This is a genomic window from Methylosinus sp. LW4 (assembly GCF_000379125.1).
Classification (GTDB): domain Bacteria; phylum Pseudomonadota; class Alphaproteobacteria; order Rhizobiales; family Beijerinckiaceae; genus Methylosinus.
In genome coordinates, this window is record NZ_KB900626.1 from 3,785,592 (window position 1) to 3,801,560 (window position 15,969).

Sequence of the window (15,969 nt, forward strand, 5' to 3'; positions counted from 1 at the left end):
GCTCACGCCGCGGCCACATGCTCCAGCAGGCCGGCCGCCTTCATTTTCATATAAAGGTGTATCGGATCGATGTCGAAGCCATTGGGCCAGGTCGGGGCGCCCATTTCGACGAAGACGCGATTGAAATAGGCGGCCTCACACAAGGGCTCGATCATTGGGCCGTCTTCGGTGATCATTGCGGTAAAATCACAGACGCCCTGGGACCCGTCGGTAAATCGCACCCATAGCCTGAAGCCGTCGAGCGGCTTCAGCTTGATCACATCCACCATGGGAAATTCAGCCATCGTGGTCGGGCCCCGCTATGCGCTCGAGGCGCTGAAAAGACAGTCCCCGACGCCAATTTTCTTCCAGCTCCGGCTTTCTGGCCAGCGCCTATTCTCGGACGATCCGCGCCGCTGTCGGCGGCAACTCACCCGAGACGATCTTTCCATCGGCGATCCTTACCAGCGCTTTCGCGCGGCCATAGCGCGCATGGAAATGCGGTGGGTTGTGGTCGTCGAAAAACATCTGAATGGCGATGCCGTAGAACGAAGCGATCGTCGGCATCGCCAATAGCTCAATTGTCCAAGAAGCTCCGCAGCTTCCTCGATCGGCTCGGATGCTTCAGCTTGCGCAGCGCCTTCGCCTCGATCTGGCGAATGCGCTCGCGCGTCACCGAGAACTGCTGGCCGACTTCCTCGAGCGTGTGGTCGGTGTTCATGCCGATGCCGAAGCGCATGCGCAGCACGCGCTCCTCGCGCGGCGTGAGCGAGGCCAGCACGCGGGTCGTCGTCTCGCGGAGGTTGGACTGGATCGCCGCCTCGATCGGCAGAATGGCGTTCTTGTCCTCGATGAAGTCGCCGAGATGCGAATCTTCCTCGTCGCCGATCGGCGTCTCGAGGCTGATCGGCTCCTTGGCGATCTTCAGCACCTTGCGCACTTTCTCCAGCGGCATGGCGAGCTTCTCGGACAATTCCTCCGGCGTCGGCTCGCGGCCGATCTCGTGCAGCATCTGGCGCGAGGTGCGCACGATCTTGTTGATCGTCTCGATCATATGCACCGGGATGCGGATCGTGCGCGCCTGATCCGCGATGGAGCGCGTGATCGCCTGACGAATCCACCAGGTGGCGTAGGTCGAGAATTTATAGCCGCGGCGATATTCGAACTTATCGACCGCCTTCATCAGACCGATATTGCCTTCCTGGATGAGGTCCAGGAACTGCAGGCCGCGATTGGTGTATTTCTTGGCGATGGAGATCACGAGGCGCAGATTGGCCTCGACCATCTCCTTCTTGGCCTGCCGGGCCTCGCGCTCGCCCTTCTGCACCATATGGACGATCTTGCGGAACTCGGCGATCTCGAGGCCCGTCTCGGTGGCCAGCGCGTGAATTTCGCCGCGCAGCTCCTTGATCCGGTCTTTCTCGTTGGCGACGAATTCCTTCCAGCCGCGCGAGCCGAGCTTGGAGACGCGCATGATCCATTTGGGATCGAGCTCCGAGCCCTGGAACTTGTCGATGAAGTCCTCGCGCGCGACGCCCTGCGCGTCGGCGAGACGCAGCAGCTTGGTCTCATAGCCGATGAGGCGCTTGTTGATGTCGTAGAGTTGCTCGACCAGCGCCTCGATACGGTTCTGGTTCAAGGAGAGAGACTTCACATCGGTGACGATCTCTTTCTTGAGCTGCTTGTATTTGCGGTCCTGCGCCGGAGTCAGAGTCTCGTTCTTGAGCTTGTTCTCGACATTCTGATCCTGCAGCCGGCGCAGCTTCTTGTACGCATCGGCGACGCGGGCGAAGGTCTCCAGAACCTTGGGCTTCAGCTCGGTCTCCATGGCGGAGAGCGAGACGGAATTCTCGAGGTCGTCCTCCTCCTCGAAGGCCTCCTCCGGCGGCGCGCCGGCTTCGCCCAGCGCGGCCGGCGGCGAGCGCGGCGCGGTGGCGGGCGCGAGATCGGACGGCGTGACCGGCGGCTTGGCGTTCTTGCCCTCGGGGCCGGCGTAGGTCGCCTCGAGATCGATGATGTCGCGCAGCAGGACCTTGCCGGCCTCCAGCTCCTCGCGCCAGATGATGATGGCCTGGAAGGTCAGCGGGCTCTCGCAGAGCCCGGCGATCATCGCCTCGCGGCCGGCCTCGATGCGCTTGGCGATGGCGATCTCGCCCTCGCGCGACAGCAGCTCGACCGAGCCCATCTCGCGCAGATACATGCGGACGGGATCGTCGGTGCGGTCGGCGGGCTCGGATGTGCGCGTCGCGACGGCGGTGGAGCGCGCGGATTCGACGACTTCGCCGCCCTCGGCCTCCTCCTCCTCCTGCTGCTCCTCGCCCTCGGCGTCGTCCGGGTCATCGCCCTCGGAGACGGTGATGCCCATCTCCTGCAGCATGGCGTAGACGTCCTCGATCTGGTCGGAGGAGACTTCCTCGGACGGCAGAACGGCGTTCAGCTCGGTGTAAGTGACGAAGCCGCGCTTCTTGGCGAGCTTGATCATCCGCTTGACGGCGGCGTCGTTGAGGTCGAGCAGAGGACCGTCGGCGGTTTCCACCGCCACCGCGCCCTCGTTTTCGACTTTCTCGTCGTCTTTTTTCGCCATTCTTCGCTCCAAGCCCCACCCCACGCCGCCATTCCGAGCCGAAGGCTGCGCCATGCCGGGATCGTTCACTTTTCCGCTCGCCGCATTTTAACGAAAAACCACAGCGTCGACCGCATGACAAGACGGCGGACCCCGCAGAGGACCCTACCGATTCGCCCGAGCCCACAGTCGCGGCCAGGGCTTAACTTTCGCCTAACCAAATCGGTAGAGCTTTTGCTCGTCGTCCGATCGGCTTGCGGGTCAAAGGCTTCTCGCCGAACGGCCCGATTGTGAACCGAACCCGTCGAGAGCGGCTTCGGTTCCATCGAGCGCGTTCAATTGCGCCTGAATATCGCTTAATCTCGCGGAATCTTGCTCGTTGGGCGCGATCGCCAACCTCGCCTCGATTTTCCGCAGCTCTTTATCTAATGCGCGCACGCGATGTTGCAAGACGAGAGCTTGGCGCAGGCTCTCGGCGGCGTCGGCCGGGGCCGCCTCGGCGCGCACGCTCCACAGCGTCGCATGGGCGCCCATTCCCGCCAATTTCTCGCAAAATGCTTCTAGCCCGGCGGCGGCTGCGGCGCGAGCGAATTCTTCACGCCCGCCGGCCCCGTCGGCGAGGGTGCGCACCAGCACGGCGCGTAGCCTCTCGCCCTCCGCCGAGGCGAAATCGAGCGCCGACACCGCTTCGAGATGGGCGGCGAGCAGCTCCGGGTGATTCAGGAGAATCAGCAAAATGAGCGCCTCGCGCGGCGCGATGGCGGGCGTGGTGCCGCGATAGAGCGGGGAATTGGCGAGCGCCGCGCCAATGGTCAGCGGGCCGCGCGTCGGCTCGAGATCGCGGCGGAAGCGTTGCTGTCCGCCCGGACGGCGGGCCTCCGGCCGGCGCTGAAATTGGCCGCGCGCGCGGCCGAACAGCGAATCGCAGCGGTCGGAAAATTCTCTCTGATAATGCCGGCGCAAGGTCTCGTCGGCGATGGCGCGGCCGAGCTCGGCGAGGCGGCGCTCGAGCGCGGCGCGCCGCTCGGGCGTGTCGAGCGGGACGCCCTCCGTCTCCCGCGCCCATATCAGATCGACCAGCGGGCGCGCCGCGGCCACGGCCGTGGCCAAGGCGGAAGGGCCGGCGGAGCGCAAAAGCTCGTCCGGGTCCTGCCCGTCCGGCAGCAGCACGAAGCGCAGGCTGCGTCCGGGGCCGATCAGCGGTAGAGCTGTGTCGATCGCCCGAAAGGCGGCGTTGCGGCCGGCCTTGTCGCCGTCGAAGCAGAGAATCGGCTCCTCGGCGTGGTTCCACAGCAGGCCGCATTGCTCGGCCGTCAGCGCCGTGCCCAGCGGCGCCACCGTCTGCGGAAAGCCGGCCGCGGTCATGGCGATGACGTCGACATAGCCCTCGACGGCGATGATGTTTCCCGCCTCATGCGCCGCCTTGCGGGCGTTGTGCAGATTGTAGAGCGTCGCGCCCTTGTGGAAGAGCGGCGTCTCCGGCGAGTTGAGGTATTTGGCCTTGGCGTCCTTCTCCATGGCCCGCCCGCCGAAGGCGATGACGCGGCCGGAGCGGTCCGCGATCGGAAACATGATCCGATTGCGGAAACGATCATAGGGGACGGCGATGTCCTCGCCATGGATGAGCAGGCCGGCCTCGATCATCGTCTCGACGCTCGCGCCCTTGCCGGCGAGATGGTCGCGCAGCGCATAGCGTTCGCTCGGACCGAAGCCGAGCCGAAATTGCGCCTGCTCCTTTTCACCCAGCTCGCGGCGGGCGAGATAGGCGCGCGCCTCGGAGCCGGAGGGGCCGCGCAGCTGCTTCTCGAAGAATTGCGCCGCCCATTCCAGCACCTCGGTCAGCGAGCCGCGGCGCTGCTCCGCCTCCTGCGCCTCTTTCGTCTCCACCGGCATGGGCAGGCCGGCCATTCCGGCGAGCCGCTCGACCGCCTCGGGGAAGGTGAGGCCCTCCGTCTCCATCAGAAAGGTGAAGCCGTCCCCATGCTTACCGGAGGAGAAGTCCTTGTAGAAGCCCTTCTGGTCATTGACATAGAAGGAGGGCGTCTTCTCCGCCTGAAAGGGCGACAGCCCGCGCCACTCGCGCCCCTCCTTCTTGAGCTTGACCTTCTTCGATACCACGGCCGAGACCGGCACGCGGGCGCGAATTTCATCGAGGAAGGAGGGTGGGTATCGCATCGTGTCTGTTATGGCCTTCGTCGATCGAGCGAAGCTGCTCGCGCCCCCTCCCCAGCCCTCCCCCGCTTCGCGGGAGAGGGGGCAGAGTCGGCGCTTCATCCATGTCTCGCGAATCGGCGCCGCCTCCCTCTCCCGCGAAGCGGGGGAGGGTGAGGGAGGGGGCCTTTCGATCGTCGGATCGAATGACGCAGGCCACTAGTAGCATTGTCGGCGCATTCGGCGCGCGCCGAATGGGCCTTTTGCCCGCTAACCACACGGGATCGGCGGCGCGTTCGACACGGAATGCGATCGTATATACGAATTGCTTCGACCAGCGCTACGCCAGGGCAAATCGATCATTCCGCCGAAGCGGCGAGCGCTCCTCACGCCGGCTCGCGCACTTTCTCCTCCTCCGGCTCCTTCGCGCCGGGGAGAGCGGCCAGCTGCTTCGGCCGATAGGCGGGGTCGATCTCCGCTTTCTCGCGCACGGGGGCGAAATCCTCGCTGGAATCGATGGGGCGGATATAATCGCCGCTCCAGGTCACAAATTTGGCGAGGCGCTGATCCTCGAGCGGATAGACGGAGGGCAGGCCGAGCGTCGCCGGCAGCTTCACCAGCAGCACGGTCGCCAGACGATAGAGGAATGTCTGGCTGTTCTGAATCTTCTCGGCCGGATTGGGGCCGAAGGGCCGGGTGAAGGAGAGCTTCACATTGGCGAAATTCAAAAGCTTCAGGCCGTTCTCCGCGGCGCGCTCGGCCATCCACACCAGCGCATAGTCGGAGAGGCCGTGCTCCTCATAGCCGCCGCCGACATTGGAGTGCACGCCCGGAAACCAGCGCTGCGCATAGAGCGGGTAGCTGCTCGCCGCATTGCGCTCGCGGTGATAGTCGGTGAGCGCGATCGGCGTCGGCCGGAAGGGCCAGCGGCGCTCGTCCGCCGCCAGCGCGTGATAGGCGGAATCGACGCTCGTGCTCAGCGTCACGTCGTGAAAGCTCGTGTGGAAGAATTTGTCGATGAGCCGGCCGATAATTTCGCCATAGGGCGCGCCGAGCGCGCCGACCGTGTCCCACACGCCGAGGAATTTGATCTTGGCCGGATAGGGATGGCAATTCTCGTCGCGAAACGTCTGCGCGGAGGCGCCGTCTGGGCTCCACTCCTCGGCCCTGTCCTTGTAATGGTCATAAGCGAGGGAGACGAGCGGCAGATTCCAGCGCTGCAGCACGCCGAGATTGTGAATGAGCCCGGCGATGCTGCGCGCCGTATAGGCGCCGCGGCTGAAGCCGAAGAGATAAATGTCGTCGCCGGGCTCGTAATTGCTGACGATGAAGGCGTAGGCGTCCTTTATGTTTTCGGAGATGCCGAAGCCGAATGCGCCGCCGACGACCTTCTCGTCCTTCCGCGTGCCGACGCCGGCGATGTAATGGGTGAGCTGCGGATTGCCGTCGGAGTCGGCGAAATCCGTGCCTTGGAGCATGCGGACGACATTGGTGCCGCGCTTGGTCGGCTCGTTCCATGTGCCGTCACAAAAGATGACGAGCTTTTTCTTCTCGGGCTTGGTCGCGGTCATAATCGTCTCTTTCGCAAAGAGCTCGGCGCGCCGAAAAAATCACGCGCCGCGTAAAGGAATCGCATCGACGAAGGGAAAGCCTGCGCCCTGCGGAACGCTCAGCCTAGCCGAGCTTTCCGCAGGGCGCCAGATCGCAGTATGAAACCTTTGCGACAGCGATCAGAAGGGAAGCGGACCGCTCACGGTGACGCGCACGGCCGCAGGCTCCATCGGCTTGAAATGACGGTCCATCACGCCGATCGCGCAGACATTGGCGGGCGCGGTTCCCGCCTGGCAGAGACCATAGAGCGCGTCGGTCTTGAGCAGCGATCCGTAGGCGTAGGTGATCTGATCCGAGCGCGAATTGGTGACATTGAACGCATCGGCCTGGATCGCCCAGCCATTGTCGAAGCGATAGCCGACGCGCAGATTGAGGCTGCCGGTCGCCGGCGATTTGAAGGCGCCGTCCTCTGTCAGCGGCCGCGTGCCGAAATAGCGATAGCGCAGAGCGCCGAACCAGCCGGTCTTCTCGCCGACCTCGATCGAGCCCGAGGCGACGATGCTGGGAGCCTCGGGAACGAAATTGCCGGCGGCGTTGCCGACATAGGTTCCATATTGGAAGGAGCCCGGCTGCAGCAGGTCGACCCAGGTGAGCGCCTGCAGCTGGTCCACGCCGCGGAAGCGCGCATGGGTGAGCGCCACATCTCCCTCGAGATGCAGCCAGGGCGTCGGCGAGTAGTGATTGGTGATTTCCACGCCATAGCGCCGGCTCGGACGGCCGAAGGTCGTGTTGCCCGTGTCGCCCTCGAACTGATTCTCGGAGTCGAAGTCGAGCCACCAGAAGCTCACCGAGGAGTCGAGCCCGTCGATGATCTTGGTGCGCGCGCCGATCTCGGCGCCGCGCGACTTCACCAGCAGCGGAATGGTCGCGACCTGCGAGCCGTCGGCGGGGCTGAGCGTGGTGACCGTGCCGCGGGCGTCGGTCGAATGGAAACCCTCGCCGAAATTGAGGAAGAATTCGGTCTTCTCGAAGGGGCCGAGAATAATGCCGGCCTTGGGGCTCGACAGCGCCGCGGTCTTGCTGCCGGAATTCCACGGGCCGGTCCAGATCGGCAGGCCGGTCGCCGGATCCTTGGGCGCGGAGAGCGGGTCCTGAATATTGCCGACCGAGGCGCCATAATAATCGAGGCGCACGCCGGCGACGGTGCGTAGCCAGGGAGTCCAGCTCACCGTCGTGTCGGTCCACAGGCCGACGCTGCCTTCCACCACCTGGTCATTGCTGATCGTGTCATAGGGTTGGCGACGATAGGCGTCCTGCAGGCCGACGCGAATATTGTCGTAGCGGCTCTGCAGCCCGACGCGCGTCTCTATGGGAAAGCCGGCGAATTCATATTTCACCGAATGCTGCGCGTTGACGCCGAGCACCGTGCGGCGATCGAACTGGCGGAACTGGTCGGAAATATCCGGCTGCGCGAGGAAATAGGAGAAATTATTATAGAGATTGAGCGTCGAGCGAATGGCGTAGGCCTCGATCCGCGACGAATGCGCGCCCTCGGTCTGGCTCCAGCGGCCGGAGAGGCTGAAGCGGGAGGCGTTGCCGCCGTCGGTGGGGTCGATATTGCCCCAGAGCGGAATCGCCCCGCCATAGACGGCGCGCTCGGGTATCTGGTCGGTCGAGAACCAGCGATTGGCGTAGGCCATGGCGGTGATGGAGACGCCGTCGTCCTGCGTCCCGCGCGACCAGCGCAGCACCGAATTGATCTTGCGCACCTCGTCCGGCCGCGTCCAGGGGCCGCTATAGACGCCGCTCTCGATCGCAGCGAGCAGATTGCCGCCATTCACCTCGAAGGATTTGATGCTCAGCAGGCGCCCATAGGCGAAGCTGCCGCCCGTCGCCGCGATCAGGCCGGGGTCGACCTTGTCGACATATTGCATGTCGACGGCGCCGGCCGAGGAGAAATCGCCCTTGTCGGCGTAATAGGGTCCCTTGCGGGCCACGATGGAGGAGAGCAGCTCTGGAATAAGGAAGTTGGCGTCGGCGTAGCCCTGGCCGTGGCCGTGGGTGCGCATGTTGATCGGCATGCCGTCCAGCGTCAGCGAGAGATCGGTGCCGTGATCGAGCTGGAAGCCGCGCAGCATATATTGGTTGGCTTTGCCCTCGCCGCTGTGCTGGGTGATGATGAGGCCGGGCACCACCTCCAGCGCCTCGCCGGGCCGCGAGAATGGAACGGCGTTGACCTGCTGGCCGGTCCACACCTTCTCGCTGGCGGCGTTGATCGTCACATCCGGCTTCTGGGCGACGCCGTCGGCGGGCCTGGGCGTCGCGGCCGAGGCGGAGGCCGGCGCATTGGCTCCGACCTCGATCTCGGGAAGCGCCTCCTGCCCGAAGGCCGTCCCGCTCCACAGCGCCGTCGCCAGAGCGAGCGCGGATATTTCTCCAAGCCGGCGGCGGATCATCGTAGCTCCCCATTCGTATGATTTTTATTTTATTCGATCATACGAATGGGGCCGCGGTCAACGGCTGCTTACGGATTTACCCGCAGCGTTGCATTTGCGTCACAGTCGCTCACGCATGGCTGTGGCCGTGGTCATGGCTCGCCGCATGAGCGGAGCCGTCCGGCGAATGCGCCTCGGCCGGCGCGACGACGAGCTGGCCGTAGCGCACGCCGCGCTCGCCGATCACATGCCGGGCGAAATGCTCCACCTCGGATTTGCGGCCGCGCAGCAGCGACACCTCGAGGCAGGTCTCGGCGTCGACATGCACATGTAGGGCGGCGATGGAGAGATCGGCGTGGCTGTGATGGTCGTGCATCAGCCGCTTCGACAATTGCCGCGTCTCGTGATCGTAGAGATAGACGAGCGCGCCGATGCAGGGGCGGTCGCCGCCGTCGGCCTCGGGCTTTTTCAGCAGGCCGGCGCGCACGAGATCGCGCACCGCCTCGGACCGATTCTGATGCCCTCCGGCCTCCATATATTGGTCGAGAGCGGCCATGAGATCATCGTCGATGGTCATGGTGACACGCTGCATGTCGGACGCTCCCCCCGCGCGGCGGTCCAATCTGGGCCGCATCTCTTTGTTTTTTACCCGTCCGGGCGCGCCGCCGCAATCGCGCGCCGGCCGCGGGGCGCGGTCTTGTCCATTTTCGCGGCGTCGGGCATTGTCGCGGCCCCCGTCAGGCTTGCCCGGAGTCCTTCGAAAATGAGCTGGTCGTTGAAATGCCTGCCGATCATCGTCGCCGCATTGCTCGCATCGATCGCGCCGGCCTTCGCCCATACGGCGGATATCTCCACCGCTAAGATCACGCCCGAGAAGGACCATTCCTATCAGGTCGACGTCGGCTTTCTGGCGACCGATCTCGAGCGCATTTTCCGTGACACGATGAGCGAGCGCGCCGGCGTCGATATTTCGCAGCCGGGCGCGCTAGAGATCGAGATCGGCAAGCTCATCCAGCGCCGCGTCTCCATGCATGACGCCGAGGGACACGCCTGTTCCGGCCGTGTCGAATATTCGGGCGAGGACCCGACCAATGTCGATAGCGTGCTGGTGAAGCTGAAGTTCGATTGCGCGAATGTTCCGGGCCAGATCTTCTACGACGCGAAAAATCTGCTGGCGGCCGCGGGCTCCAAGGGCAAGCATCTCGTCACGCTGACCGGCGCCAACGCCGGCGAGACCATGCTCTATCCAGCCGATGCGCCGCTCGATCTCTCCAAGCCGCTGGAGACCGTGTGGCAGCTGATGTGGAAATTCGTGCAGGCCGGCGTCGAGCACATCCTCACCGGCTACGACCACATTTCCTTCCTCATCGCCATTCTTCTCTGGGCGACGCGCGTGTGGCCGGTGGTGAAGATCGTCACCGCCTTCACCGTCTCGCATTCGGTCACGCTGTCGCTGGCGGCGCTCGATATCGTCACGCTGCCGTCGCAATGGGTGGAGGCGGCGATCGCCGCGTCGATCATCTATGTCGCGGTCGAGAATTTCGTCTCGCGCCGCGTCGATGGACGCTGGCGCGACACGTTTCTCTTCGGCTTCGTTCATGGCTTCGGCTTCGCCAGCGGGCTGAAGGAGCTGGGCGTGCCGGCGAACGCCGTGCTGCCGGCGCTCGCCTCCTTCAACATAGGCGTCGAGCTCGGACAGGTGGCGATCGTGCTGGTCTTCGTGCCGGCGCTGCTCCTCATCGACAAGCAGACCGGCGGCAAGCGCAGCCCGCAGCTCGTCTATGCGCTATCGGCCGTCATCGCGCTGCTCGGCGCCTATTGGCTGCTGGAGCGCGTCGGCGCGCTGGATTTCGTGCTCGCGCATATCGGCCATTCCGCTTGAGCGCGGCGGGAGCGCGGCGGCTTCGAGCAGCCGCGCTCCGTCGAATGGGCGTCGCTCGGCCGGGTCATTTGGTGACGATGAAGGACCCGAGAATGCCGCCCAGCAGCGCGCCGATGATCACCGTCCCGATCGCGGCGGGAAAGCCGACGACGCCGGCGCCCATGATCGCGCCGAGCACGGCTCCGACTCCTCCGAATATATAGGCGTTCCGCGACATCAGGCGGTCGACTTGGTCTTCTTCGGCCATGGTGCTCTCCGTTGTTCTCTATCGCCGGCCCTCGGAAGAAGGGCTGGCTCCGCATGTCTCTAGCTAGCGCGCGCCACGCGGCGGCAAGGGCGGGCCGCCTGCCCTCACGCGAAATCGCCGATTCGATTAGGATGACGCCCATGACGCCGGATGATCTCGTTTCGCGCCTCCTCTATCGGGACGGGCTGATGCTCGTCGTCGACAAGCCCGCCGGCCTGCCCGTGCATCGCGGCCCCAAGGGCGGCGAGAATCTGGAGGACCATTTCGACGCTCTGCGCTTCGGCCTGCCGCGCGCGCCGGCGCTCGCCCATCGGCTCGATCGCGACACCTCCGGCTGCCTCGTGCTCGGCCGCCACCGCAAGGCGCTGGAGCGGCTCGGCAAGCTGTTTCACGACGGGCGCATCAAAAAGACCTATTGGGCGATCGTCGAAGGCGCGCCTTCCGCGGAGGAGGGCCATATCGACATGGCGCTCGGCCGGCTCGATTCGACGCGCGGCTGGTGGATGCGCCCCGATCCGCTGGGCCTGCCGGCGCAGACGGATTGGCGCGTGCTGGGCCGCGCCCGCGACGCGCAGGGCAATGATCTCGCCTTCCTCGAGCTGAGGCCGCAGACCGGCCGCACGCATCAGCTGCGCGTTCATTGCCAGGCCATGGGCTGGCCCATGCTCGGCGATCCCGTCTATGGCCATGGCAAGCGCGAAGGCGCGCCGCCGCTGCATCTTCACGCGCGCGAGATCGACATTCCGATGCGCGAGAACAAGGAGCGCATCGTCGTGCGCGCCCCGGCGCCCGCGCATATGCGCGAAGCGCTGGCGCTCTGCGGATGGAGCGCGGAGACGGAATGATCTTTCTCCCTCTCCCCGCGCGAGCGGGGAGAGGGCCGGGGTGAGGGGCTCGGGGCGTTTTCCGTTTGTGGCTCATGCCCTGGCCCCTCATCCTCACCTTCTCCCCGCGAGCGGGGAGAAGGAAGGCGGCGAAGGCCGCGCCGGACGATCCAGGGGTTGCGTATGACCACGCCGGTTCGCATCTGCTTTTTCGGCGACAGCCTCGTCAATGGAACCGGCGACGATGATGGTCTCGGCTGGGTGGGCCGGCTCGTCTCGCGGGAGCGCCGGGCGGGGCGGGACGTCACCGCCTATAATCTCGGCGTTCGCCGCGACACCAGCGCCGATATCGCCGCGCGCTGGCGCGAGGAGGCGCGGCGTCGTCTGCCGGAAGATTGCGCCGCGCGTCTGCTGTTTTCCTTCGGCGCCAATGATTGCGTGGAGGAGGAGGCGGGCCGCGCGCGCGTTCCGCTCGAGGAGACGCTGGCCCATGCGGAGCAAATGCTGCGCGAGGCTATGACGCGCGCGCCCGTATTGATGGTCGGGCCGTTTCTGCCGGGCGCAGCGCGGATCGATGGTCTGTGCCCGCGATTGGAAAAGCTCTGCGCCGCGCTGCGCATTCCCTATATCGAGACGCGCGGCTTCGCTGCGCGCTGCGGCGTGCTTTTGCAGGAGGCGGCCGCCGGCGACGGCGCCCACCCCAATAGCGGCGGCTATGCGGCGCTGGCCGATTTCATCGGCGCGGCGCCGCAGTGGCGCGATTGGCTCGACGGCGCGCTCACGTCCGCCAAGGATGCGCCGGCAGATCGCTGACGCCGACGACGGCGACGCCGGCGAGCGCGACGGCGTGGTCATTCTCCACCGAGCTGCCGCTGACGCCTATGGCTCCGACCAGCACGCCATCCTCGTCGACGATGGGCAGGCCGCCGGGGAAGGTGATGAGCCCGTCATTGGAATGCTCTATGCCGAAGAGCGGGCCGCCCGGCTGCGACAGCTTGCCGATCTCGCCCGTCGGCATGCCGAAGAAGACGGCCGTCTTCGCCTTCTTGATCGCAATGTCGATGCTGCCGACCCAGGCGTCGTCCATGCGATAGAAGGCTTTCAGATCGGCGCCGGAATCGACGACGGCGATGCACATTTTCGTGCCGAGCTCGGAGGCGCGCTTGCGGGCGGCGGTGATGGCGGCTTCCGCCGCGGCGATATTGACATGCATCAGGGGCTCTCCTCGTCGCGCGTGCGCCGCGACACTGCACAAATGGCTACGCCGAAGTCTCTTTCAAGTCCGTCACCTCGGCGCGATCGGCGCCGGTTGTGTCACAATGTCGCGCTCCGCCGGCCATTTCACGCGATAGGCGAGGCGCAGCTCTTTCGTCTCGTGCGGCTTGGCGTCGAAGCTCCAGCCCATCACGCCGCGCTTGTCGGCGATCTGCTTCGTCGTGGGCGCCGTCGTCTGCGGCAGAGTCTCCACCGTGATCGCTGTCGTCTCCGAAAACGGAATCTGATCGACGACCGTCACCGGAACGATGAAATCATGCAGATTCTCGACCGTCGTCCTGAAGTCGCGCGTCTCGTATTTCGTCTGGCCGAACCAGCTCGGCTCATTCTCGAGGCGCTTGACCGGCGCGCGCGCGACCTTGATCTTGTCGTCGGCGCCGAAGCCGAGCTCCACCGCCTCTCCCGGCGCGACGAAAGCGATGCGGCTCTGCCCCACATGCATTCCGTCGCGCTGCACGGCGACAGGGCCGGCCAGCAGCGGGGCGTCCTCCTCATTGACGATTCGCGCCTCGAGAAAAGCCGTGGGATCGAGCGCCGGCGCGACGCGCGCGGCGAGCGTCGGCGTCATGCGGCGCGAGGAGAGGATAAAGCTCTTCGTCGTTCCGTCGCCGGGCGCGCCGACGCGGCCGGAGATTTTGAAGCTCGCCTGAAAGGCGTTGGATTCGAGCGCCGCCGTCTGCTGCTCCGCCGGCGCCGGCTCGGGCGCCGCAGCGGCGGCCATCGGCGCTTCCGTCGATCTGCGCATCTGCCGCTCCATCGAAGCGGGCGCCGCGGCTTTCGGCGCATAGACGATCGGCGGCTCGTAGAAGCTCACGCGCTGCGGCTGCACATCGGGCGCCGCTGCGCCGCGATGCGCGCGCGTCGTCGAGACGGAGAGCGCGACATCGTTCCAATCCTCGCCCGTGTTCTGCGTCACCGCGGCGCGGCGGATGAATTCGAGCTGCGGCTTGCCCGCCGCGCCGCCGGTCTCCAGCCGCGCGTCATAGGCGGGCCGCCAATAGGCGCCGGAGACGAGATAGGAGAGCGACAATTGCAATCTGCCGCCGCTCGCCGATTCGACCGCTATGGCGACCTCGCGCGAGGGGCGCCGCGTCGCGCGCGCGCCTGTTCCCGCCTCCAGCGCGTGAATTTCGTCGTCGAGCTCCTTCGCCTTGACGCGGGCGCCGCGCAATTCCTCGCCGGTTCTGGTCAATGCGGAGGCGATGGCGTCGAAGGCCGCGTTCCATTCGCCGATGGCGAGCGGCCGCGTCTCGGGGCCGAGCTTTTCCGGTCCGGCCTGCGAATAGCGCGCGATCATCGCCTGCTTGGCGGCGAGCGCGTCCTGCGTCACTTGCAGGCTCTCGCGCGCGGCGCGCAATTGCTTCAGCTTCGCCTCGATCGCCGTGTCCGGGGCCTGCGTCTCCGCCGGCGCGAGCCGCGCCTCGACGGCGCCGATCGTCACGCGCCCATTCGCCTCGCCGGAGACGCGCAGCGAATCGGCGTCGAGCGCGAAGGGAAGATTTTTGAGGAGAATTGTCGCCGCGCCGGCGGGCAGATCGATCGCCGCTCTGCGCGTCACTGTGGCGGCGTCGGGATGGACGATGACGCCGTCGATCGTCGATGTCGCCTCGACGATCGTCTCCTTCGCCCATGCCGGGGTGAGAGCGATCGAAGACACGCAAACGAGCAGAAGCACGCGAAGCCGCATGGGCCGCCTCCTCGAGGGAAAGAAGGCGGCATCCGGCCCTAGGCTTATGTCCTTTTCGCGGCGGCTCTCGTCCCTATGCGCGCTATCTCTCCGCCTTCGCCGCGGGCGTGGGCCGGTCGGTCAGCGTGTGCAGAAAGGCGACGATGGCGTCGATCTCGCTCTCGTCGATCCGCGGCGTCTCGCCCGGCTTGCGATCATAGGGAACTTCCTTGACATTCACATTGTCGTGGAACGTCTCCGGCAGATCGTCATATTTCGCGGTCGCGCCCTCTTTCTTGGGATACCAGCGCGCAGGATCGGTGTCGCGCGTCGCATAGAAGGCCACGACATCGCGCAGGCTGGCGAAGACGCCATTGTGCAGATAGGGGCCGGTGACGGCGATGTTGCGCAAGGTCGGCGCCTTGAACTGCCCGCAGAGGCTGTCGATGGCGTAGCCCTTGGGCGCGACCTTGGCGAGCCCCTCGCGCTTGCAGAGGCCGAGATCGACGAATGCCGGGTCTTTGTTGTCCGGTATGGCGGCGTTGCGCGGCGCGCCCAGCGCGTCATAGCTGAAATCGGTGAACAGCCAGTCCTGCGGCCGGCGCGATTTCTCCTCGCCGACATGGCAGGCGATGCAATTGCCCTTCTTCTTGTCCTTGAACAGCGCGAAGCCCTTCGCTTCCTCGGCGGTCAATTTCTCGCGTCCGCGCAGAAAATCGTCGAATTTGGACGAGAAGGGATGAAAGCGCTCGCTGCTCTCATAGGCGGCGACCGCATGCGCCAATTTGTCGAAACCCGCGTCGCTCTCGAAAATCTTCTCGCCATAGAGGCGCCGCGCGAGATCGGCATAGGCGCCGGATTTTATCTTCTCGACCACGGCGGCTTTCGACGGATTGTTCATCTCGCGCGGATTGAGCAGCGGCCCTTCCACTTGCGCGGCGAGATCGTCCGCGCGGCCGTCCCAAAATTGGCCGCCGACGGGAACCAGCTCGGTCTCGCCGGTCTCCTCGTCCTTCTTCTTCATGAAATGAAAGCGCGGGCTGAAGGACACATAGCCGAGCGTCGGCGTCTTGCGCGTTCCGAGCGCGTCCGGCCGGCTGCCGCGCGCCAGCGCCGCTATGGGCGAGCCATTATTGCCTTGAAACGCCTTGGCGGGATCATGGCAGGAGGCGCAGGAGAGGCCGGCGGGCTCCGAGAGGCTCTTGTCCTCGAAAATTCGTTTTCCCAGCAGCTCGCGCTGCGAGAGATGCGCCTCATCGGCGGCGCGCGCGTCGATCGTTGTCGATTCGAGGCTCGCCGCCGGCGCGGACGCGGCGAGCAGAAAGAAAAAAGCGCGCGACAAAGTCGAGAGGCGCGATCGAGCGGCGAGCGCCATAGTCAGATTCTCCGATCGCGA

14 protein-coding genes are annotated in these 15,969 nt (G+C 65.6%); 3 read left to right on the forward strand and 11 right to left on the reverse strand.

Annotated elements, in window-relative coordinates:
- Nucleotides 1-2: 2 nt before the first annotated feature.
- The 7 genes from METLW4_RS0118845 to nikR form a co-directional block, all read right to left on the reverse strand.
- Nucleotides 3-284 carry a DUF2442 domain-containing protein gene (locus METLW4_RS0118845; protein WP_018267792.1) on the reverse strand — a complete coding sequence of 94 codons (282 nt, stop codon included), beginning with the start codon at nucleotides 282-284 and terminating at the stop codon, nucleotides 3-5.
- A gap of 88 nt (nucleotides 285-372) precedes the next feature.
- Entirely contained in the window at nucleotides 373-546 is a 174-nt protein-coding gene (locus METLW4_RS26635) for a DUF4160 domain-containing protein (RefSeq protein WP_157235250.1), read from the reverse strand.
- 10 nt (nucleotides 547-556) lie between these two features.
- Nucleotides 557-2,563: an RNA polymerase sigma factor RpoD gene (rpoD, locus tag METLW4_RS0118855; RefSeq protein ID WP_018267794.1), complete on the reverse strand. Its 2,007-nt coding sequence runs from the start codon at nucleotides 2,561-2,563 to the stop codon at nucleotides 557-559.
- 240 nt (nucleotides 2,564-2,803) lie between these two features.
- Nucleotides 2,804-4,717, reverse strand: coding sequence for a DNA primase (gene dnaG / locus METLW4_RS0118860; RefSeq protein ID WP_018267795.1), 1,914 nt, complete (start codon nucleotides 4,715-4,717; stop codon nucleotides 2,804-2,806).
- A gap of 362 nt (nucleotides 4,718-5,079) precedes the next feature.
- A complete protein-coding gene (locus tag METLW4_RS25390) occupies nucleotides 5,080-6,264 on the reverse strand; it encodes a DUF2235 domain-containing protein (protein WP_018267797.1) in 1,185 nt (394 codons plus the stop codon).
- Between the two features lie 159 nt (nucleotides 6,265-6,423).
- Nucleotides 6,424-8,700, reverse strand: a complete 2,277-nt coding sequence (locus tag METLW4_RS0118875; RefSeq protein WP_018267798.1) for a TonB-dependent receptor — start codon at nucleotides 8,698-8,700, stop codon at nucleotides 6,424-6,426.
- Nucleotides 8,701-8,809: 109 nt separating this feature from the next.
- Nucleotides 8,810-9,271 carry a nickel-responsive transcriptional regulator NikR gene (gene nikR / locus METLW4_RS0118880; RefSeq protein WP_018267799.1) on the reverse strand — a complete coding sequence of 154 codons (462 nt, stop codon included), beginning with the start codon at nucleotides 9,269-9,271 and terminating at the stop codon, nucleotides 8,810-8,812.
- 171 nt (nucleotides 9,272-9,442) lie between these two features.
- Here nikR and METLW4_RS25395 point away from each other — a divergent pair, with 171 nt between their 5' ends.
- Nucleotides 9,443-10,561: a HupE/UreJ family protein gene (locus tag METLW4_RS25395; RefSeq protein WP_043331923.1), complete on the forward strand. Its 1,119-nt coding sequence runs from the start codon at nucleotides 9,443-9,445 to the stop codon at nucleotides 10,559-10,561.
- Nucleotides 10,562-10,625: 64 nt separating this feature from the next.
- Here METLW4_RS25395 and METLW4_RS0118895 read toward each other — a convergent pair whose 3' ends face one another.
- A complete protein-coding gene (locus tag METLW4_RS0118895) occupies nucleotides 10,626-10,808 on the reverse strand; it encodes a hypothetical protein (RefSeq protein ID WP_018267802.1) in 183 nt (60 codons plus the stop codon).
- 140 nt (nucleotides 10,809-10,948) lie between these two features.
- On the opposite strand from METLW4_RS0118895, the gene METLW4_RS0118900 reads away from it, so the two are divergent.
- Together METLW4_RS0118900 and METLW4_RS25400 are read left to right on the forward strand one after the other, a co-directional pair.
- Nucleotides 10,949-11,653: an RluA family pseudouridine synthase gene (locus METLW4_RS0118900; protein ID WP_026191628.1), complete on the forward strand. Its 705-nt coding sequence runs from the start codon at nucleotides 10,949-10,951 to the stop codon at nucleotides 11,651-11,653.
- 162 nt (nucleotides 11,654-11,815) lie between these two features.
- Nucleotides 11,816-12,445, forward strand: coding sequence for a GDSL-type esterase/lipase family protein (locus METLW4_RS25400; RefSeq protein WP_018267804.1), 630 nt, complete (start codon nucleotides 11,816-11,818; stop codon nucleotides 12,443-12,445).
- Here METLW4_RS25400 and METLW4_RS0118910 read toward each other — a convergent pair.
- The 3 genes from METLW4_RS0118910 to METLW4_RS0118920 all read right to left on the reverse strand — a co-directional run bounded on the left by METLW4_RS0118910 (nucleotide 12,411) and on the right by METLW4_RS0118920 (nucleotide 15,948).
- The gene (locus METLW4_RS0118910; RefSeq protein WP_018267805.1) at nucleotides 12,411-12,845 is read right to left on the reverse strand and encodes a GlcG/HbpS family heme-binding protein; all 435 of its coding nucleotides are present in this window, start codon (nucleotides 12,843-12,845) and stop codon (nucleotides 12,411-12,413) included. The two genes, METLW4_RS25400 and METLW4_RS0118910, sit on opposite strands and share 35 nt — an antisense overlap.
- Nucleotides 12,846-12,917: 72 nt before the next feature.
- On the reverse strand, nucleotides 12,918-14,594 hold the full coding sequence (locus tag METLW4_RS0118915) for a mucoidy inhibitor MuiA family protein (protein ID WP_018267806.1): 1,677 nt from the start codon (nucleotides 14,592-14,594) through the stop codon (nucleotides 12,918-12,920).
- Between the two features lie 82 nt (nucleotides 14,595-14,676).
- Nucleotides 14,677-15,948: a cytochrome-c peroxidase gene (locus tag METLW4_RS0118920; RefSeq protein WP_018267807.1), complete on the reverse strand. Its 1,272-nt coding sequence runs from the start codon at nucleotides 15,946-15,948 to the stop codon at nucleotides 14,677-14,679.
- Nucleotides 15,949-15,969: the final 21 nt, after the last annotated feature.